This is a genomic window from Streptomyces beijiangensis, assembly GCF_017315755.1.
Classification (GTDB): Bacteria; Actinomycetota; Actinomycetes; order Streptomycetales; family Streptomycetaceae; genus Streptomyces; species Streptomyces beijiangensis.
This window is the reverse complement of the sequence record NZ_JAFLRJ010000097.1, coordinates 1-19,384: the sequence shown is the minus strand read 5'-3', so window position 1 is coordinate 19,384 and position 19,384 is coordinate 1. Positions and strand designations below refer to the sequence as shown.

The following is a 19,384-nucleotide window of genomic DNA, read 5'->3' as shown; positions in this document are numbered from 1 at the left end:
TCGAGCATGGCCATGCTCGACCCGAGCACGGTGGTGAGCAGAACCCAGCGCCCCACGGGCGTACCGGTCCGGACGACACCTGAGGCCACGGGCGGCAAGGACAGCACCATGCCAGGATCATCCCGCGCGTACGACCGCCCGGCCAGAGTCGCCACGCCCGCTCCGTCTCGGATCGCCTACGAACACTGGACCGATCAGGAACCCCCAGCCAAACGAAGAAGCCCAGTTCAACATTTGCTGCAGCGGACACCCACAGCCTCAGGCACCCTGACCATAGGGTGCACGGAGAGACGGGGGGCACAGTGATCACTGAGCCGGAGTCGGTGGAAGATTCAGAAGACCGCCCCAAGTCGGGCGCTCCCGCGGAGATGGTGAGTGCGCAACCCAGCAGCCATCGGGGGTGGACGTGGGCGCTCGGAGCGGTCGTGGCGACCTCAATGGCATGGGCACTGACCCTCCAGGGAATCGGATACGGAGACGTCTCTCCCCCTGACCTGCACCACTATCGGATCGCCGAAAGTCCCTGCAGTGGCGACAATCTCAAGCCGCTGACCGACGCCCTCGGCACAAGCCGTTTCGAGGTGACCCCGGCTGTCACACGGACCGGCTCGGTACTCGACCAGGCCCAGTGCGTGCTGACCGCGCAGGCGCCCGTCGGGACGCACTGGCATGCCTCATACGCGGTCACCGTCACCGTGGAGCTGCACAAGAAGACCAACCCGGCACCGGAGTTCGAGGACCGCAACCGCCCTCATGGTCCCAACCTCGACCCGGACTCCAGTACGGCCGCGATCGATGAGACGGACAGGGTCGTCCCGGTCCCCGACCTCGGTGACAAGGCTTACCTGTTGGTCGGAAACGAGCTCGACCAGACGCTGACCGTTCTGCAGGGCGGTGCGGTCTTCACCATTGGCGTCGACGCCTACGAGCAGTGGACCGGCTCGGGCGAAGTCCCTCCGGATGTCAACGGCTACCCGCAACAACCGCCCAGCATGTCCCGCCTTCACCCGGCCCTCATCGCGACGATACGACGCCTCATGTCCGCGTAATCGCGTGAGCACCAGGGCGCGATCCCACACCCGTCCACCTTGGCCAAAGGCAAAGAGGAACCCCCTGGCGGACCGGGGCGGCGCCATGGAGAGCTGTCCTGAGTGCGGCCGAGGATTTAAGGTCGTGAACAGGGCGTATGCCAACGGGGAGGAAATTGATGATGGTGGACGAGAGGTCCCACTGGCGTGGGGATGCTGCCTGCCGGGGTGCGGACGCGGAGCCGCTGTTCGCGGATACGGCACAGCAGAAGAAGGCGAAAGCCATCTGCAACGGATGTCCGGTGCGCATCGAGTGCTTGGCCGAAGCGCTGGACGGACGGGTGGAGTTCGGTGTCTGGGGCGGGATGACGGAGCGAGAGCGGCGCGCACTGCTGCGCCGTCGACCCGACGTGCTGTCGTGGGGGCATGTCCTGAGAGCGGCGCGTTCCGCCCTCCATGTACCGGCAGGCTGAGGAGTGATGATCCGGCTTCCTGAGGGGTCCTGGTGGGACTGGGATGTTGTGGAGTGGAACGCGGGCCGGCTGAGGCTGGGGGCCGGACACGACATCTCGTACGCCCATCACCTGGAACTGGTCTTCGCTGACCCGCTCTTCGTTGTGTGCCCCACCACGTTCCACGATCCGGCCTTCCGCGAACCGACGGTGGACGAGGTGCGGCTGATTGCCGGTCAGGTCGGTGAGACGCCGCCGGTCGTCCTTGCCTTCGAAGCCGGTGCCGGCGGCCCGTACCAGGCGTCCTGTCTGATCGCTGCCGGGCAGCTCGACATCGTCCAGGGCACCGTCTTCCGCTACTGGCGCGAGCTTGCCGCCGGTGAACGCCTCGCGCCATGGGTGTGTCCGCCCGACGCCACCGAGGCAGCAGCCACTGGCTCTGCCTCGGCGGCAGCCTTCACGGCGCCGGGAAGGGCCCCCGCGCTCAGCGCTCAGCCCTGGAGGTGGCCCAGGACCGCGTCGTAGGCGGCTGCCACGGCGTGGCGGGACTCCTCGGTGTGGTCGAGCACGTCGAAGCCGTGGTGGCCGGCGGGGACGTCGATGATCTCGACACGGGCGTCGGCGGCCTTGGCGGCGGACAAGAACTCCTCGACGGTGGCCGCGATCGCAGCGTGCTCCAGCCCGGCCCGGCTGAGGACGATCGGCAGCTCCCCGGCCGTCCGTACGGCGCCGACGGGCCGGAACCGTGCGTCGATGGCGCTCCAGCCGGGGAGCGGCGCGAGGACCGGGTAGTTGGCGGCGACGCAGCGCAGCCACGGCGGCGGCGCGGCGAGCCAGTCGGTGGTGAGCAGCCCGCCGGCGGAGAAGAACCACAGGGCGATACGGTCGGCGTCCACCCGCGGGTCGGCCCGGACGAGTTCGACGGCCGCAGAAATGTCCTCGGCAGCCTGCGCGTAGTCGGTGAGGGCGTGCAGGCCGTGGTCGACGGTCACGCCGACGACCCCCCGGCTCACCGCGTACCGGGCGTGGCCGGAGTAGATCGGCCAGTCCCGCGGAGTGGGCCGCAGGTCGGCGGTGACGGGACCGCCGTGGACGAACACGATGGCAGGCTGGGGCCCGTCCGCGTCCGGCAGGTCCGGCAGGTGGAGATCGAGCGAACCGATCCGCTCGCGCGGCCAGTCGGCGACGTCCAGTACGAAGGGCTTCTCGTAGAACGGCTGCTCGTCGTCGCTCGCGGCGATCCGGTGCCCCTCGTCGGCAGCCGCCCGGAGCAGGACAGTGGCCAGCTCCTCGGGGGAGGAGAGCATCGGCCAGTGGCCGGTGTGGAGTTCGAAGAAGGTGACCCGGGGATCCGCGAGTGCCCGGAACTGCGGCGGCCCGGATCGCACCAGGGTCTCGACCATGGCGATGGTCACCCCGCCCGCGGTGCAGAAAACGCCTGTGGTGGGCAGTGCGGCGAGTGCCCCGTTCAGCCGCAGCGGTTGGATGAGGGTGCCGGACGGCTGTGGCGCGGCGTAGCTGTCCAGCCGGGCCAGCGCTTCCGTGGAGAGGCCGTCGGTGCTGCCCCAGCGCTGCCACTCGTCGGGCCGTGGCGCGGGGATCCGCCAGTTGTGCTCGGCCGGCCCGTCCGGGCGCATCAGGCGCTCGCGGACCTCCTGGTCAGGGACGAGGGCGAGGGCGGCGTCGCCGTCCTGCGGCAGGCCGGCGTCCAGGTGGACGATGCGGTTGATCCGCTCCGGGCGGCGGTCGGCGGCACCCAGTACCGGGTGGATGGCGTAGTCGTGGCCGACCAGCACCAGTTCCGGCCCGTCGAGGTGGTCGATCAGCTGCACCACGTCCTCGATGTGTGTCTCCAAGTCGGTGTCCGGCCGGGCCAGATGGCGGCGCTCACCGAGGCCGGTGAGGGTCAGCGGGTGCACCTGCGCCCCCGATTGCCGCAGCCGTTCTGCGGTCTCCTCCCAGATCCAGCCACCGGTGAAAGGCCCCGAAACCAACACGAATACCGTCATGATCGTCTCCTCGCGTACCGCGGTCCGGGCGACCGGCCGTACCGGTCGTCCGCGCTCGCAGATACGGTAGGAACTCCCCCTGAGGGAGGTTCAAGTCTTGTCCCCTGACGGCATGTGGAGCATCGGCGAACTCGCCGAGCAGGCGGGCGTCACCGTGAAGACCGTGCGCTTCTACTCCGACCGCGGGCTGCTGCCCGAGGCCGCCCGCAGTTCCGGCGGGCACCGGCGGTACGGGCCCGACGCGTTCGAAAGGCTGCGGCTGATCCGCTCGCTGCGCACCCTCGATCTGCCGGTGCCGGAGGTGGGCCGGGTGCTCGACCACGGCGACGGGCTGACGGACGCGCTGGAGGACGCCATCGACGGTCAGCTGCGCGAGCTCGGCTCGCAACTGACGGCGCTGCGCTGGCGGGAGGCCGCCCTCCAACTGGTCAGGGACTGCCCGCCCGAGGAGCGCGGGGACCGCCTGCGGCTGGTCGGCGCGGTGTCCGCCCCGCCCAGTACAGTGCCGCTGGCGCGCTTCTGGCGGGGGGCGTTGCCCGTCAGGCTGTCACCCCGGCTGGTCTCCTCGATCCTCGACTACGCGGTTCCGCAGCCGCCGTCGGACCCGACACCGGCCCAGGTGCTGGCCTTCGCCCGGATGTACGCCATCGCCACCGCCCCCTGCCCGGCCACCGACCCGCGCCGGTCGGCGGGCAACCGGACCGACAAGGTGCACCGCCCCGACGTGCTGTACGACGGTCTCTTCGATGCGTACATGCTGGCCGCGGCCGACGTGAAGACGAACCGGGCGCCGAAACGGGGGCAGGCACTCGACTGCTTCGTCGCTGCCCACGCCGAGTCGCGCGGCCTGCGGGACAGTCAGGAGTTCCGCCGCCGGCTCAGCGGGCTGCTGACCCTGGCCGCGGATCAGATGGTCGACCGTTACTGGGAGCTGACCGGCGAACTGTCCGGCGCGCCGGAGCCGACGCTCGGGCGCGCCCAGGAGTGGCTGCGTGCCGCGCTGGACACCGACGTCGCCGCAGCGGCCGGCTGAACTCGGCGCGCCTGCTCAGCCGGCGGCGAGGAGTTCGAGCGTGTCGATCACCCGGTTCGAGAAGCCCCACTCGTTGTCGTACCAGGCGACCACCTTGATGTGGCGGCCTTCGACGCGGGTGAGCTCCGAATCGAAGATCGAGGAGGCCGGGTTGCCGGTGATGTCGGACGACACCAGCGGGTCGTCCGAGTACTCCAGTACACCTGCGAGGGGTCCCTGCGCCGCCGTGCGGTACGCCGTCAGCACCTCCTCGCGCGTCACGTCGCGAGCGACGGTCGTGTTCAGTTCGACCAGCGAGCCGACCGGCACCGGCACACGGATCGAGTCGCCGGACAGCTTGCCGTCGAGCTTCGGTAGTACGAGACCGATCGCCTTGGCGGCGCCCGTCGTGGTGGGCGTGATGTTGACAGCGGCCGCACGGGCACGACGGGCGTCGCGGTGCGGACCGTCCTGCAGGTTCTGCTCCTGCGTGTAGGCGTGCACCGTCGTCATGAAGGCGTGCTCGATGCCGGCGAGATCGTCGAGCACAGCAGCAAGCGGCGCAAGCGCGTTGGTCGTGCACGAGGCGTTCGAGACGATCGTGTGCGCGGCCGGGTCGTACGCCTCGGTGTTGACCCCGAACGCGAGTGTGACGTCGGCGCCGTCAGCCGGAGCGCTGATGAGAACCCGCTTCGCGCCCGCGTCGATGTGGGCGCGAGCGGCCGTGGCAGACGTGAAACGGCCGGTCGCTTCGAGCACGATGTCGATGCCCAGCTCGGCCCACGGCAACTGCGCCGGTTCGCGCTCGGCGAGCACGGTGATGCGACGGCCGTCGACGATGAGGGTGTTCCCCTCGACCGTCACCGGGCGGCCGAGACGGCCCGCGGTCGTGTCGAAGGCGAGCAGCCGCGCGAGGGCGGTGGTCTCCGTGAGGTCGTTGATGGCGACGACCTCGATCTTGCTGTCGCGCTCGAGAAGTGCGCGGAGCACGTTTCGTCCGATGCGGCCGAATCCATTGATGGCGATGCGAGTCATGAGTGGTGTCCCTTCGGGTTCGCCACCAGGCTCTCGCGCGGCATCCGCCGCCGACAGCGGCGTGATCGCCACGGTTCGAAAGGATCGCGCCACGTGGTGGTGGGCCAGTCACCCCGTGGGCTACTCACCCCGGGCGAAGGTGCGCCGGTACTCGCTCGGCGTGGTGTCGAGGATGCGCTGGAAGTGCAGGCGCAGATTGGCGCCGGTGCCGAGACCGACGTCGGCGGCGATCTGCTCGATGCCCAGCTGTGAACGCTCGAGCAGCTCCCGGGCGACGTCGATACGGGCTCGCATGACCCACTGCATCGGCGTGTACCCCGTGTCCTCGGCGAAGCGCCGCGAGAACGTGCGCGGCGACACCGCCGCATGCCGGGCCAGCACTTCGAGGGTGAGGGGCTCGCCGAGCCGGCGCAGCGCCCACTCCCGGGTGGCGGCGAACCGTTCGCCGAGCGGCTCGGGCACGCTGCGAGGTACGTACTGCGCCTGACCGCCGCTCCGGTAGGGGGCCGCGACCAGGCGCCGCGCCGCGTGGTTCGACGCGGACACCCCCAGATCGCCGCGCAGAATGTGCAGGCACAGATCGATGCCCGAGGCGGCCCCGGCCGAGGTCAGCACGCTTCCCTCATCGACGAACAGAACGTTCTCGTCGACCTGGACGAGCGGACGCTTCGCGGCGAGTGCCCGTGTGTAATGCCAGTGCGTCGTGGCGCGCTTGCCGTCGAGCAGGCCCGTGGCAGCGAGAGCGAAGGCACCCGTCGAGATGGCGGCGAGCCGCGCGCCCCGGTGGTGGGCGGCGATCAGCGCATCGACGACGGCCGGCGGCGGATCCTCACGGTCCGGGTGCCGGTACCCGGGCACGAAAACGATGTCGGCCCATGCCAGCGCGTCGAGCCCATGGGCGACGTCGTACGACAGGCCGTCGCCCCCGGTCACAAGACCGGGTGCCGCGCCGCACACCCGTACCTCGTACGGCATGCTCGCGCGGGTCGTGAACACCTGGGCAGGAATGCCGACATCGAGCGGCTTGGCACCTTCGAGCACGAGGACGGCGACGTGATGCAGGGATGAGGGCGGCACGGGAAGAGGTTACGCGGGGGCGCGGCGGCTTCAGCTCGGGCCGCGCAGGTGCGCCGGGTGCCCGTACACCCGCCTGTACAGGTGCCCGTGACGATGCCTGCATCTCTTTGTGGCTTCTGCCAGTACGACGATCTGCCGGGGTACGGGAAGACTGCCCGCCAGAGGCCGCGGCGTGTCCCGGGGACGGGGGCCGCGGCCCGGAACATGACAGGGCACAGGAGAGAACGGCACGGTGAGCACGCAGCAGTACGACGAGATCGGTGAGGCCTTCGAGGGCTTCAAGGCCCTGCCCCGGGCGAAGTACGGGGAGGTGCCCAGCTTCCTGGCCATGGTCGGCGACGTACGCGGCAAGTCGGTCCTCGACGTGGCCTCCGGCACCGGCTTCTACAGCAGGGAGTTCAAGCGGCGCGGTGCATCGGACGTGCTCGGAGTCGACATCTCCGGAGAAATGGTCGCCGTGGCACAGGCGTTGGAGGAGCGCGATCCGCTGGGTGTGCGCTACGAGGCGGGCGATGTCTCCGAACTGCGGTCCCTTGAGGGGCGCTTCGACGTCGCGGTGGCGGTCCAGTTGCTCAACTATGCGGAGGGCGCTGCCGCCATGGAGCAGATGTGCCGCAACGTGCACCGGAGCCTGGTGCCCGGTGCCGAGTTCTTCGTACTCGACCAGACACCCGAGTACCGCTTCGACGGGCCGCCGCTGGACAAGTACGGCTTTCGCTCCGTGCTCACCGGTGAGGAGGCGGAGAACGGGCCGCGCATACGGATGACGGCGCTGCTCGACCCCCAGCCGATCGAATTCGTCACCACCTGCCCGCGCCGCGAGGTCTACGAGAAGTCCCTGCAGGCGGCCGGATTCAGCGAAGTGACCTGGGTCCCGCTGGAGGTGTCCGACGCCGGCATGCGTGAGTTCGGTGCGGACTTCTGGGCGGACGCTCTCTCCAACCCCCCGCTGCAGATGCTGCGCTGCCGCGCCTGACGAGCGACCGGACATCTCCGTGGCCCGAGCTCTGAAGTTCGCCCGAACAGGGGCCGGGCCGGGCTGTCGGCCAAGATGAACTCACCGCTGAGACCGTCCAGATGGACAGGCCGCCCGCCGGTCACCGTCTTGCCGGTCCACGACTGCCGTACCCCCGGGCGCAGGTCACGGCCTCCCCGCCTGGCTATGGTGGAGGGGCACCGTTCGGACGGGGAGGGCTCATGGCGGTACGGAGTACCAGTGAGGCGCTCTTCGCCGGGGCGCTCACCGATTTCCCGCCGTCCGATGCGCTGAGTGAGCAGATCCTCGATGCGGCCCGTGAGCAGTTCATGACGTTCGGACTGCGGCGCTCGACCGTCGATGACGTCGCCAAACGGGCCCGGGTCTCGAGGGTCACCGTCTACCGTCGTATCGGCAACAAGGACAGTCTTGTCCAGGCCTGTCTGCTCCGTGAGTACCGCCGCTTCGTCGTGGACGTGGACGACGCGGTCGCCGCTCTGCCGACCGTCGAGGACCGTCTCGTCGAGGGCTTTGTCGCCGTCCTCCGTCATGTCCGGGAACATCCGCTGGTGGGGGGACTGCTGCGGCTCGAACCCGAGACCATGCTGCCGTTCCTCACGCTGGAGAGCGGGCCCGCCTTCCTCGCGATGCGCGCCTATCTGACGGACCGGCTGCGCGAGGCGCGGCTGGCCGAGGGGAGGCCCGCCAGCGACCCGACGCCGGTCGCCGAGCTGATGGTACGGATCACTGTCTCCTTCCTTCTCAACCCCGTGAGCTGCTTCGCCCTTGACGACGAGGCGGAGGTACGGGCCTTCGCGCGCCGCTACCTGTTGCCGCTGCTCGCCGCCGGATAGACCGGCAACTGCCCGGCGCACAAAGGCCGGTTCAGGACTGCTCGCGCGCGGGGGCTTCATCCGGCAGCGGCTCCAACGGGCGGTTGCGCGCCCAGTGCGGTCCGAGGTCGTCGAGCCGCCAGCCGAACGGGTACGAGCGCGGCTGCGGCCGCGAGGGCAGCCACCCGGGACGGGCGGGCAGTAATCGCAGCAACCGGGCCCGGGTGCGCAGCGCGCCTTCGGCAGCCGACCGGGTCCAGCGCGGCTGGACCCGGAAGCCCAGGGCGCGCAGCAACCGCTCGTCCAGCAGCGCGAGCGTGACACGTGCGGCCAGTGGTCTGACCGGGCGCGGGTACCAGCTCGCCATGGTGCGGAAGGTGGCGTTCGCGACCCGCCGGTTCGCCGGGTCGTAGGCGAACATCCGGTCCTCATAGGCGTCGAGGAACTGCTCGAAGCCCAAGTAGGTGCCGGGGGCGCCCTGGATGTCCATCATGGTCGCCATCTTCCGCCCGACCTGAGCCAGCGCTTCGATCTCCTGGGTGCACAGCGGACGCCAGCCGAACCGGTCGATCCAGCGCTTGGGTCCCACGACCGTGGTGGCGAGCACATAGAGGAAGTCCTCATTCGCGATGCGGTACTTGGCATGGATCCGGTTGAGGTGGCGGGCCGCTGCCCGCCCGCGCTCGGAGTCGAAGCCGTCGGCAGCCATCTCGTAGCCGATCAGCACGGTGTCGTCGTACCGCTTCTGACCGGCCCGCTCGAATTCCTGGGTGCGGTCCAGGAGTTCGGAGATCCGGGGGACACCGAAATCGCGGAGGAAGGCGACGCTGACACCCTGCCGGTAGTCCCAGGGGAACTCGTACTGCGAGATCAGCCGGAGGATCTCGGCGTAGTCGCGCGAGGGATCCATCGCGCGGATCGTACGAAGGCGGCTGTAACGGCCCATGATGCGCCCTCCCGAGTGTGTGGGCAGGGACTCCGTGCCACGAACTCCGTTGCCTCAGAAGGTATATGACGGGTCGTCGGATCAACAGAGTCAAAGTTACAAATACTATCGACTTGTTTCATCGGCGCGTCAATACGTCGGGGGAGCATGCGACGTGGAAGCTATCCGCCCGCCGAGCAGCAGACAGTGATGGTGATGACGCCGCGGAGGATGTCGTGGCAGACGGGCGCGGGGTCCGGCGGAGTGCGCTCGGCCGGCACTCCCGGTGCGGGCTCCCGCGGTGTCTCGACCGGCGGCTCGACCGGGGCCGGGCCGCTCGGTGCAGGGGCCGCGGGCGGTTCGGTCGGGAGCGGGGGTCTCGATCCGCCCCTTCAGGCGCTGGCGCCACCGTCGACCGGCACGATCGCGCCGGTCACCATCGAGGCCCGGTCGCTGAGCAGCCATGCGGCCGCCTCGGCCACCTCGCGGGGCTCGGCCATCCGTCCGAGGGGGATCGAAGCCTTTATCCGCTCGACGACGCCGGGGGTCGCCGCCTCCCACGCGTCGATCATCTCGGTCGCGGTGCCGCCCGGCGTGATGCCGTTCACCCGGATGCCATCACGGGCCCAACTCACCGCGGCGGTCTCGGTGATGCTGTTGAGCGCGCGCTTCATGGCGCCGTATGCGGGGAGGGCGGGATTCGCCCGGCGGCTGCCGATACTCGACGTGTTGACGATCGCCCCACCGCCGTTCCGTCGCATGAGCGCGGCCTCGGCCGTCATGGCCGTCCAGTGCGCGTGGAAGTTCACGGCGAACTGCTCGTCGATGTCCTCGTCGGTCGTCGTGTCGAGCGGACCGGGCCGCTGCTGGCCGGTCGCACCGTTGTTGAAGGCGCCGTCGAGCCGTCCGTGCAGCTCCGCGACGCGATCGACCGCCGCGCGGATGCTCGTACGGTCGGCGAGGTCCAGGCTGACGGCGTCGGCGACACCTCCGTCGGCGCGGACCTCGGCGACGATGCGGTCGAGGGCGTCGGTGCTGCGGGCGGCGAGCACGACGGCGGCGCCCTCGGAAGCGAAGAGCCGGGCCGCGGCCGCCCCGATGCCGCGACTTGCGCCGGTGATGAGCACAACCTTGCCGGTGAGAAGGCCGATGGGTGCGGTGTCCATGTGGTTCGTCATGACGACAGTGTCAGGCTGCTCTCCAGGCCTTATACAGGCACAGGCGGTACCTGGATACGTCACTGCGCAGCGTGCAGACTCGGGGTATGGACAAGCATGAATTGGGGGCGTTCCTCCGTAGCCGTCGCGAGGGGCTCCGGCCGGAGGACGTCGGTCTCTCCTCGGGCTCGCGACGCCGGACACCGGGTCTGCGCCGTGAGGAGGCAGCAGTCCTCGCGCATATCTCCACGGAGTACTACGTCCGGCTCGAGCAGGGCAGGGCGCCGCGGCCGTCGGGTGAGGTCCTCGCCGGGATCGCGGGCGCGCTGCGGCTCACCGATGCCGAGTCCGACCACCTCCACGTCCTCGCGGGCACCGCGCCGATCCGTACCCGGATGCACCGGCGCGACGTCCGCCCGAGCATCCTCGCGCTCATCGAGCGGCTGCCGCAGACGGCCGCTCTCGTCATGTCCGCCGCGTTCGAGGTGCTCGCGTGGAACGACCTTGCGGCCGCGCTCATGGAGGACTTTGCCGGGCTCGATCCCAAGGACCGCAATCTCGCGCGCCGGGCATTCCTCGGGCCGACGGGACCTGACGCGAGGCCGTACGGGGTCTCTGACGCCGCCGAGTTCCGGCACCAGGTCGTCATGGAGCTCCGTACCACCCTCGCCCGCTACCCGACGGATCCCGCGGTCACCGGCCTCGTCGACGAACTCCGGTACGCCAGCACCGACTTCGCCCGGCTCTGGGAACGGCACGACGTGCAGGCCGCGCCGATGCTCACGAAGACCTTCCGCCACCCGGTCGTCGGGGAGATCACCGTCGACTGCGACGCGCTCGCGCTCACGGACAGCGATCAGTACCTCGTGCTCTACAGTGCGCCGCCAGGATCCCCTGACGCCGAGGCATTGGCTCTTCTGAACGTACTGGGAGCCGAGGCCGGAGACTATCTGCGTTGACTTCCGCCCCCGGCCGACCCGGCGCGGCTCTGTGCCGCGTCCGTCGACACGCCCGAAAGTTGCTACTGCAGGTGAAGAAATACCAGGCAAAACCATAAGTAACCGCTGGTAGGACTTGCGTTCGAGTGCCCCCTACGTGTTGGGATGAACCGATGCGAACCCCCACGCGCATGCATCCGCATCCCCCCGCTGCCGACCCCAACCCGTACAACGAACTTGCCCGACTCGCCGACCCGGAGCCCGATCACGGGTACGGCGAGCCCGATCACCCCTATGGCGAGCGCGATCCGCTCGGGCTCGGTCTGACCTCCGACGACGCGGACGAAGGCGACTGGTCGCCGCCGAACCACCGCGGAAGCAGCCGTTTCGGTGCGCTCCCCTTCCTGGCGAAGCTGACCCTCGGCGTCGTCGTGTGTGCTCTCGTCTTCACTCTGGCCGACCGCGTCGCCGTCGCGTACGCCCAGGACCAGGCCGAGAGCAAGTTGCAGGACGCGCTGCATCTGGCAACGCCACCCGATGTGAAAATCAAGGGGTTCCCTTTCCTCACCCAGCTCGCCGACCGCCGGATCGACGAGGTGGAGGTTGCCGTCCCCGACGTGTCGGCCGACCGGGTGTCGTTGGCCGAAGTGCGGGCCACCGCGAAGGATGTACGGATCGAGGGCGACCTGCCCAGCTCCATCAAGGGCGCCGTCGTCGGAAGAGCCAACGGCGAAGTGCTCCTGTCCTTCGACGACCTGAACCGTGAACTGGGCGCCTCGCAGGTCACGTTCACGCCGGAGGCCGGAGGGAACAACGCCATACAAGTTCACGGCGGCCTCCCCGTCGCGGGCAAGGACGTCCGCGTCCAGGCCCAGGCGCACATCCGCCGCGACGGCGACCAGGCGATATCCACCACCGTGGACGACATGCGTCTCGACGTCCCGGGACTCTTCACCTACCGCCCCGGCAAGGACCGTGCCCACTCGGGGCTGCGACTGCATCGCGAGGCGGCTCGGAAGATCGGCGAGGAAGCGGCCAAGGCCAAGGCGATGCTGGCGGTGCCCGCCGTGGTCGACCGGATCGGTGTTCCCCCGTCGCGGGTGCACCAGGCACTCCGCAGCGAGAAGGAACTGCACCGGCTCACCGGAACGCCGCAGTTCGCCCAGCGGTTGATGAAGGTGAACCTCGTCGACGTGGTGGCGGAGAACCCCTGGTTGTTGGAGAAGCTCGGCATCGACCAGGGGCTCGTCGAGGCCGTGCTCGACCTGCGGCCGCCGGAGCTCTCGGACCGTCTCTCGCTCTCCTTCCGGCTGCCGAAGTCGACGGACGGGCTCGCACTGCGCAACGTGACCGTGGACAGCAAGGGCATCAGGGCCGAACTGGCCGGAACCGGCCTGCACTTGGGTTGATTCCCGCCAACTGTCCCTGATTCACTACCCGCTGGTACGGAGCCGTGTGAGATGCCTGTCACCCACGCATCGCGTGTGGTTCCATGCCGCAGGAGTGACCTGATGTGTCGTCAGAGGCCGTGGCACGGCAGAGGAGTGTGGGCATGGACCGGCGGGGATTCCTCATCAGGGGCGGGGTGGCCGCCGCATCGGCTGCGGGACTGCTGGCGCACCCGGGCATGGCGCGGGCCGCTGACCGGACTCTCGGCGTACAGGACTGGATGTCGTCCCACAGCGACGGCACGCCCCTGCAGACGCTGACCATCCCCGGCACGCACGACTCGGGGGCGCGCTTCGGCGGCCTGTGGGTGGAGTGCCAGGACCTCGTTGTCGCGGACCAGCTGGGCGCCGGCATCCGCTTCCTGGACGTACGCTGCCGGATCACCGGCGACGCGTTCGCGATCCACCATGCGGCCTTCTACCAGAACCTGATGTTCGGAGACGTGCTCGTCGCCTGCCGGGACTTCCTCGCCGCGCACCCCACCGAGACCGTCCTGATGCGCGTCAAGCAGGAGTACTCCGAGGAGAGCGACGCCGCCTTCCGCCGGGTCTTCGACCTCTACCTCGACCAGAAAGGCTGGCGTTCCCTCTTCCACATCGACTCCACGCTGCCCTCGCTCGGACAGGCGCGGGGCAAGGTCGTCCTTCTCGCGGACAACGGCGGACTGCCGGGCGTGCGGTACGGGGACGCGGCCCACTTCGACATCCAGGACGACTGGAACGCGGAACCGTTCGCCAAGCGCCCCAAGATCGAGGCGCAGTTCCGCAAGGCCGCGGCGGAGCCCGGCAAGCTGTTCGTCAACTATGTCAGCACAGCGGCCGGGCTGCCGCCGGACTGGAACGCGGACCGGCTCAATCCTCAGGTGCGGGGCTTCCTCGACGGTACGGAGATGGCCGGGCGGACGGGGCTCGGGGTCGTCGTGACGGACTTCCCCGAGCAGGCATCAGGTCTCATCGACGCCATCCTGCGGCACAACCCCTGAGCGCCGGGGCCACCGCAGCGGCCACCGTCACCCTCCGAACCGCACCCGTACTTCCACCGGCCCCCGGGTGAACACTCCTTGTTCCACCGGAACGAAGCCCTCAGCCAGCCGCATGTCCGGCAGGGCGTCCAGAAGTTGGTTCACGCCCGTCTCGACCTCCGCCTTGGCCAGCAGGGCGCCCACGCAGAAGTGTCGGCCCAGCGCGAACGCCAGATGGTCGGCGGCCGCCGAGAAGGCCGTGGCGGACGTGAGGTCGTCGCGGAAGATGTTGAAGGTGTCCGGGTCGGTGTAGCGGGCGCCGTCCCGGTTGGCGGCGCCGATCAGGCAGGTGACCGTAGCGCCGGCCGGGACCGTGCCGCCGCTCAGCGTCACCTCTTTCGCCGTCTGCCGCATGATCATGTGGACCGGCGGGGTGAAGCGCAGGGTCTCGGCGAAGGCCCGGCCGACGAGGGTGCGGTCGGCTCGTACGGCGGCCAGCTGATCGGGGTGGGTCAGCAGATTCGCGAAGATGCTGGCGATCGCCTTGTCGGTGGTCTCGCCGCCGGCCGCGAGCAGCAGGCTGCAGAAAGCCTTGATGTCCTCGTCGCTCATCCGCACGCCGTCGACCTCGGCCGCGCAGAGGGTGGAGAGCAGGTCGCCACCGAGGTTTTCACGGCGGTGCCGGATGACCGGGATCATGTACTCGGCGAACTCCCGGCGGGTCCGGTCACCCGCTGCCGCGATCTCCGGGTCCCCGGCAAGGTTGCCCAGGAACGCGATCACCGAGGTGTACCAGCCGTGGAACTTGGCGTGGTCGGCCTTGTCCAGGCCGAGCATGTCGGCGATGACATTGACAGGAAAACGGGTGGCGAAGGCCGCGACCAGATCCACCTCGCCCCCTCCCTCGCCGCGTTCGTCACGGAGGAAGGCGCCGATCAGTTCGCGTGCGTTGCGCTCGATGACCGGGAGGAACTTCTGCTCCAGGTCACTTCCACGGAAGGCGGGCGCGACCAGGGCCCGTCGTACGGCGTGCTCACGGCCGCTCAGCTGCAGGATCGTCTTGCCGTGCACGGGCTCGATCTGCCAGTCGTAGTTGTCGGTGGTGAACTCCGACTCGCGGTCCTTGAAGGTCCGTTCGACGTCCTCGTACCGGGAGATCACATAACTCTTTGTGGCGTCGTGCCAGAGGAGAGGAGCCGACTCGCGCATGGCACGGTAAGCGGGGTACGGATCCGCCGCGAACTCCGGCGAGAGGATGTCGGGTATCTCCTGGGCGGTGGCCATGACGCTCCCTGGGTCGACAACGCGGTTGGACCGTACGCTAGTTGACCACGGCGAAAGATCCCCCTACCCGGCTCGCCTGCGGGCAAGATCGATCCGGCCGTACCAGGTGCGGAAGACGCGTCATCCGGGGTGTGCGGCCGGGTCCGCCGAGGCCGGGGCGACGCCCTGGAAGAGGTTGGTGATCAGCCGGTCCGCGAACTCCGTGGTCAGCGGCTGGGCGGGCATGAGCAGCCGGTGGTAGGCGGCGCCCCAGAGCTGGTCGACGATCGTCTCCAGGTCGACCCCTTCGCGGATCTGACCGGCCTGTTGCGCGCGCGTGAGGCGTTCCACGGCGAGCCGGCGGCGCTGTTTGACGTAGTGCGTCGAGAGCGCCTCCGCCAGGTCGGGGTCGCCCTGGGCGGCTCCGATGATCCCGGCGATGACGGAGCCGTTGCGGTTGAGGAGATCGACGAAGGCGTGCAGTTGAGTCGTCAGGTCGCGCCGGATGTCGCCCGTGTCGGGGAAGGCGAGGGTCTCCTTGAAGGTGTCGAAGTACGCGTCGAAGGCCAGGGCTCCGGGGGAGGGCCACCACTTGTAGAGGGTCATCTTGCTGACCCCCGCGCGGGCGGCGACCTTGGAGAAGGTCAGGGCGAGGACTCCCTCGGTGAGCAGGAGTTCGGCCGCTGCGGTCAGCGTCGCGCGGCGCACGTCCTCCGCCCGGCGGCGTCCGCGCCCAGGCTTGAGCCGGGCGGGCCCCTCGGCCTCTGTTCGCTCCATGCGTCTGCTCCTCGTCCGGGGCGGCCGACCTGGTTGGCGAGGCCTGCGACACCAATCATATGGACCATCGGTCTACATGCTGTTAATGTACTCATGGTCCATAAAATGAGAGAGAGGTCGCCATGACCCCCATTGAGCAGTCCGCCGCCACCCGTGTGGCAATCGTGACCGGCGGTTCGGGCGGGATCGGAAGCGCGGTCGCACACGCACTGGCAGCCAACGGCATGTCCGTGGTCGTGCACTACTCCGGCAGGGCCGATCGTGCCGAGAAGGTCGTCGCGTCGATTCAGGAGGCAGGTGGTGCGGCCGTCGCCGTATCCGGCGACGTCGCGGACGAGACGGCGATGACGGCCCTGTTCGATGCCGCCGAGGAACGCTTCGGTGGCATCGACGTGGTGGTGAACACCGCCGGGATCATGCTGCTGGCCCCGCTGGCGGAGATGGCCCTCGACGCCTTCGACCAGATGCACCGGGTGAACGTGCGCGGCACGTTCGTCGTCTCCCAGCTCGCGGCCCGGCGGCTGCGCCCAGGCGGCGCGCTGGTCAACTTCTCCACTTCTGTCACCCGGCTCCAGCAGCCGACCTATGCGGCCTACGCGGCGAGCAAGGGCGCGGTCGAGGCAATGACCCTGATCCTCGCCCGCGAACTGCGAGGCCAGGACATCACCGTCAATGCCGTGGCCCCCGGGCCGACCGCGACCCCCCTCTTCCTGGAGGGCAAGAGCCCCGAGCTGGTCGAGCGGATCGCCGCGGTCTCCCCGCTGGAGCGGCTCGGCACACCCGAGGACATCGCGAGCGCTGTCGCCTTCCTGGCCGGCCCCGGCGGCCGGTGGGTCAACGGCCAGGTCCTGTTCGCCAACGGCGGCGTCGCCTGACCGCCGGGCCCCCGCCATCGCACACCGCAGGAAACGAGGAGCCTGGGTGGCCTTCTGTACGAGAACGGACAGCAGATGTTCACCACCTACGGGGTCAGGCGCCCATCTCGTGAAAGGCCTACTGGACGCTCCAGCGGTTCGGGTGCCGGGGATCGGCCGGGCAGGCAAAGATGTTCAGTTCACCGCCGCGCCCCACGCCGACCTGAGTGGGCGTAGCGAACGAGTGCGAGGGCAGGCCTTGTTCTTCGAGCGGCTTCCAGCTGATGCTGCCGCCGTCCCATTCGGAACTGTCAACGGTAAGAAGCAGGTTCATTGGCGTCGAGCAGGTCAGGCAGTCCATCGGGGACGGGTCGGTGACGTGCCAGGAAGCGAATCCGCCGACTCGCCATCCGGGCGGGATGGACACGTCGTACTGGTAGCCGATCGGCTCGGCCGCATCGTCGTCCGACAACTGCTCGGCCTCCTCTTCCAGGGCCTCATCCCAGGCGTCGATCCGGACACGCAACGTTTCCGGCAGCAGCCCGGCGAACGGGTAGGTGACCACTTGCTCGGGGTGCAGTACGCAGGGTTCGGGGACGTACCCGTCGTAGCCGACGACCTGTGGCTGCGGTGGTGAGGCCAGCACCTCGCCGACCTCCGCCGACCTGCGCCAGCGCAGGTGAAGCAGCATGCCGTACCCACTCGGGCCGTGGGCGTCGAAGGGACACCAGAAGACCTGGAGCAGATCGCAGCCTTCCGGCCCTGCCGGCAGATCGGGAATCTCCCCCGCATACAGCTGCGCGAGGCCGATCAGCGGTAGCAGGCCGGTCTCGGAGACTTCCGGGAGCCGGTGCTTGCGACGCAGCTCATGCAAGAGCCGCCGTTCCTCCTCCGTGGGACCCGACTCGTCGCGGGCCCACGCGCGGGTCAGGATCTCTCGCTCCCGGTGGATGTCGGCTGGGCGCCGCCCCCGCCCGCGGCTGTGGGCCTCACCGCACATCGGCCACGGCTCGTCGCGAGGCCACAGCATCGGTCCGCCCACAGAACTCATCGACACGTCCGGCGCGCCCACCCGTGGATGAAGCCGGGTAGTAGTGCCCCGGAATGCGGCCAGCTCCGGGAAGAGTTCCTCGACAGCGAGTGGGCGCGGCGGTGTACTCCTGGTCATGGAGGCGACCCTAGTCATCCGACAGGCTCAGTGATCAAGTGCCCCTCGCAGTCCGCTTCACCACGGGGACGAGCGGTATCCGTAGGGTTCGTGCATGACAGGTGAGAGTGAGCGAGCCGTTCAGGCGGCCATCGATGGAGAGCTACGCCTCCTCGACCCTGACGTACGTGTTTCGCCGGCTCTCGTATCGGATCTTCTGGACCCGGAGTTCACTGAGATCGGAGCGTCCGGGCGCCGCTGGGACGCGACGTCAATTCTCACTGTCACAAGCGCTGGATCGGTCGACCCGGAGTTCCCGGTCCAGGTCAGTGAGCTGTCAGGAGTAGTGCTTGCCCCAGGCATCGTGCACCTGACGTACTTCGCCGACGACGGAGGACGCCGAGCGTGGCGGAGCTCCCTGTGGCGACTGACGGCAGCGGGCTGGCGCATGTACTTCCACCAGGGGACATTGGTCAACTGAACAACGATGGCCCACCATCCGCTTCAGCGGTGGGCCGCTGAACCGGCTGTCCTTGGTGCCTCGGCAGTTGTCGGCTTCGGTGTGCGGGCCACGGGGATGAGTCCGGCCAGTAGAAGCAGTGCGCCGATGGGCAGCAGGTCGAGGTTGGCCGCGAACAGCAGGAAGCCCACAAATACCAGCACGGGGCTCCACGCGGGCAGCAGACGCGGCTTGGCGGCCACCATCATGATCAGCAGGGTGAGCCAGCCCAGTTGGAACGCCAGCGGGCCGATCATCTCCAGTGGTTCAGGCAACGGTGCCGCGGTGTCCAGGTCCGTGAACAGATCACCGAGGATCACCCAGAGGAAACAGCCAACGCCGAACAGGCTGACGGCCGTGGCCACGTTCGCGACGAGACGTGCGCCCATGGTGGCGGCGGGGACGAGTTGCCGCAGCCTGATGGTCACCACGCCGAAGAGCGCGAAGCCGATGAAGAACAGTGTGTGTCCGAGGTTCCAGGCCAGGCCGGGGCCGTGCGTCCCGTCTAATCCGTCGACGAGTCGCAGAAGGCCGTAGAGCACCAGCAGGAGTGGGGCGATGAGGGAGGGGCTGTGGTTGCCCGCGAGTTTTGAGGTCATGTCGGCAGACTCACATGCCGCCGCTCTCGGGCCTATCGGGGGAGCCCCCGATCGAACCCCGGAAAGCGTCCCGTAGGGGGCCGTGCCCACTGGCCCATAGGCCTAACCGATGGCCACGACCCCGTGCCGAGCCGGCGAGCCGCTCGATGGATGCCGGAATATCCCAGTCCACGGCTCATCGCCACGACATTCCTCGTGAATGTCCGCATCTTGAGGCTGCCTCAGCCCGTGTGGTCGGCTGAGGCAGCGTCATGCGGTGGTGGTGCCGAGTCTTCTAAGAGCTAAGGGGTGCAGCTGTTGGGGAGTTCGGCGCCGGGGCAGGTGTCGTCGCCGTTGCCGGTATTGACGACGTCGTTCCCGGCGTCCGCGGGTCGGGGGTGGTCACGACGTAGT

The 19,384-nt window shown here is 69.1% G+C and carries 20 protein-coding genes; 11 read left to right on the top strand and 9 right to left on the bottom strand.

Annotation, left to right across the window (positions count from 1 at the left end):
* Window positions 1–425: 425 nt before the first annotated feature.
* From J0695_RS11200 to J0695_RS11190, 3 genes are all read left to right on the top strand, one after another.
* Window positions 426–1,049, top strand: coding sequence for a hypothetical protein (locus J0695_RS11200; RefSeq protein WP_206961766.1), 624 nt, complete (start codon window positions 426–428; stop codon window positions 1,047–1,049).
* 161 nt (window positions 1,050–1,210) lie between these two features.
* Window positions 1,211–1,501, top strand: coding sequence for a WhiB family transcriptional regulator (locus J0695_RS11195; protein WP_206961767.1), 291 nt, complete (start codon window positions 1,211–1,213; stop codon window positions 1,499–1,501).
* A 6-nt stretch (window positions 1,502–1,507) separates the two neighbouring features.
* Window positions 1,508–2,005 carry a hypothetical protein gene (locus J0695_RS11190; RefSeq protein ID WP_206961765.1) on the top strand — a complete coding sequence of 166 codons (498 nt, stop codon included), beginning with the start codon at window positions 1,508–1,510 and terminating at the stop codon, window positions 2,003–2,005.
* Here J0695_RS11190 and J0695_RS11185 read toward each other — a convergent pair.
* Entirely contained in the window at window positions 1,972–3,489 is a 1,518-nt protein-coding gene (locus J0695_RS11185) for an alpha/beta fold hydrolase (RefSeq protein ID WP_206961764.1), read from the bottom strand. The two genes, J0695_RS11190 and J0695_RS11185, sit on opposite strands and share 34 nt — an antisense overlap.
* 112 nt (window positions 3,490–3,601) lie before the next feature.
* On the opposite strand from J0695_RS11185, the gene J0695_RS11180 reads away from it, so the two are divergent.
* Window positions 3,602–4,522 carry a helix-turn-helix domain-containing protein gene (locus tag J0695_RS11180; RefSeq protein ID WP_206961763.1) on the top strand — a complete coding sequence of 307 codons (921 nt, stop codon included), beginning with the start codon at window positions 3,602–3,604 and terminating at the stop codon, window positions 4,520–4,522.
* A 15-nt stretch (window positions 4,523–4,537) separates the two neighbouring features.
* Here the strand turns inward: J0695_RS11180 and gap are convergent, their stop codons facing one another.
* Together gap and J0695_RS11170 are read right to left on the bottom strand one after the other, a co-directional pair.
* Entirely contained in the window at window positions 4,538–5,536 is a 999-nt protein-coding gene (gap, locus tag J0695_RS11175) for a type I glyceraldehyde-3-phosphate dehydrogenase (protein ID WP_206961762.1), read from the bottom strand.
* A 120-nt stretch (window positions 5,537–5,656) separates the two neighbouring features.
* The gene (locus J0695_RS11170; RefSeq protein WP_206961761.1) at window positions 5,657–6,613 is read right to left on the bottom strand and encodes a GlxA family transcriptional regulator; all 957 of its coding nucleotides are present in this window, start codon (window positions 6,611–6,613) and stop codon (window positions 5,657–5,659) included.
* 232 nt (window positions 6,614–6,845) lie between these two features.
* On the opposite strand from J0695_RS11170, the gene J0695_RS11165 reads away from it, so the two are divergent.
* On the top strand, window positions 6,846–7,589 hold the full coding sequence (locus J0695_RS11165; RefSeq protein WP_206961760.1) for a class I SAM-dependent methyltransferase: 744 nt from the start codon (window positions 6,846–6,848) through the stop codon (window positions 7,587–7,589).
* Window positions 7,590–7,810: 221 nt separating this feature from the next.
* Window positions 7,811–8,443, top strand: coding sequence for a TetR/AcrR family transcriptional regulator (locus J0695_RS11160; RefSeq protein ID WP_206961759.1), 633 nt, complete (start codon window positions 7,811–7,813; stop codon window positions 8,441–8,443).
* 31 nt (window positions 8,444–8,474) lie between these two features.
* Here J0695_RS11160 and J0695_RS11155 read toward each other — a convergent pair whose 3' ends face one another.
* Complete coding sequence (locus tag J0695_RS11155; RefSeq protein WP_206961758.1) at window positions 8,475–9,368, bottom strand: oxygenase MpaB family protein; 894 nt, start codon at window positions 9,366–9,368, stop codon at window positions 8,475–8,477.
* 371 nt (window positions 9,369–9,739) lie between these two features.
* Window positions 9,740–10,525 (bottom strand): SDR family NAD(P)-dependent oxidoreductase, encoded by a 786-nt coding sequence (locus J0695_RS11150; RefSeq protein ID WP_206961757.1) that lies wholly within the window; start codon window positions 10,523–10,525, stop codon window positions 9,740–9,742.
* 86 nt (window positions 10,526–10,611) lie between these two features.
* Between J0695_RS11150 and J0695_RS11145 the strand changes: the two genes are divergently transcribed.
* From J0695_RS11145 to J0695_RS11135, 3 genes are all read left to right on the top strand, one after another.
* Window positions 10,612–11,463, top strand: coding sequence for a helix-turn-helix transcriptional regulator (locus J0695_RS11145; RefSeq protein ID WP_206961756.1), 852 nt, complete (start codon window positions 10,612–10,614; stop codon window positions 11,461–11,463).
* 170 nt (window positions 11,464–11,633) lie between these two features.
* Window positions 11,634–12,851 carry an LmeA family phospholipid-binding protein gene (locus tag J0695_RS11140; protein WP_242552506.1) on the top strand — a complete coding sequence of 406 codons (1,218 nt, stop codon included), beginning with the start codon at window positions 11,634–11,636 and terminating at the stop codon, window positions 12,849–12,851.
* 143 nt (window positions 12,852–12,994) lie between these two features.
* On the top strand, window positions 12,995–13,873 hold the full coding sequence (locus J0695_RS11135; protein WP_206961754.1) for a phosphatidylinositol-specific phospholipase C: 879 nt from the start codon (window positions 12,995–12,997) through the stop codon (window positions 13,871–13,873).
* A gap of 27 nt (window positions 13,874–13,900) precedes the next feature.
* Here the strand turns inward: J0695_RS11135 and J0695_RS11130 are convergent, their stop codons facing one another.
* Complete coding sequence (locus tag J0695_RS11130) at window positions 13,901–15,136, bottom strand: cytochrome P450 (protein WP_206961753.1); 1,236 nt, start codon at window positions 15,134–15,136, stop codon at window positions 13,901–13,903.
* Between the two features lie 120 nt (window positions 15,137–15,256).
* Window positions 15,257–15,892 (bottom strand): TetR/AcrR family transcriptional regulator, encoded by a 636-nt coding sequence (locus J0695_RS11125; RefSeq protein WP_206961752.1) that lies wholly within the window; start codon window positions 15,890–15,892, stop codon window positions 15,257–15,259.
* A gap of 122 nt (window positions 15,893–16,014) precedes the next feature.
* On the opposite strand from J0695_RS11125, the gene J0695_RS11120 reads away from it, so the two are divergent.
* Window positions 16,015–16,767, top strand: coding sequence for an SDR family oxidoreductase (locus J0695_RS11120; RefSeq protein WP_206961751.1), 753 nt, complete (start codon window positions 16,015–16,017; stop codon window positions 16,765–16,767).
* 118 nt (window positions 16,768–16,885) lie between these two features.
* Here J0695_RS11120 and J0695_RS11115 read toward each other — a convergent pair whose 3' ends face one another.
* The gene (locus tag J0695_RS11115) at window positions 16,886–17,914 is read right to left on the bottom strand and encodes a hypothetical protein (protein WP_206961750.1); all 1,029 of its coding nucleotides are present in this window, start codon (window positions 17,912–17,914) and stop codon (window positions 16,886–16,888) included.
* 94 nt (window positions 17,915–18,008) lie between these two features.
* Between J0695_RS11115 and J0695_RS11110 the strand changes: the two genes are divergently transcribed.
* The gene (locus tag J0695_RS11110; RefSeq protein WP_206961749.1) at window positions 18,009–18,374 is read left to right on the top strand and encodes a nuclear transport factor 2 family protein; all 366 of its coding nucleotides are present in this window, start codon (window positions 18,009–18,011) and stop codon (window positions 18,372–18,374) included.
* A gap of 23 nt (window positions 18,375–18,397) precedes the next feature.
* On the opposite strand, the gene J0695_RS11105 is transcribed toward J0695_RS11110, so the two are convergent.
* Entirely contained in the window at window positions 18,398–18,991 is a 594-nt protein-coding gene (locus J0695_RS11105) for a hypothetical protein (protein WP_206961748.1), read from the bottom strand.
* Between the last annotated feature and the right edge of the window lie 393 nt (window positions 18,992–19,384).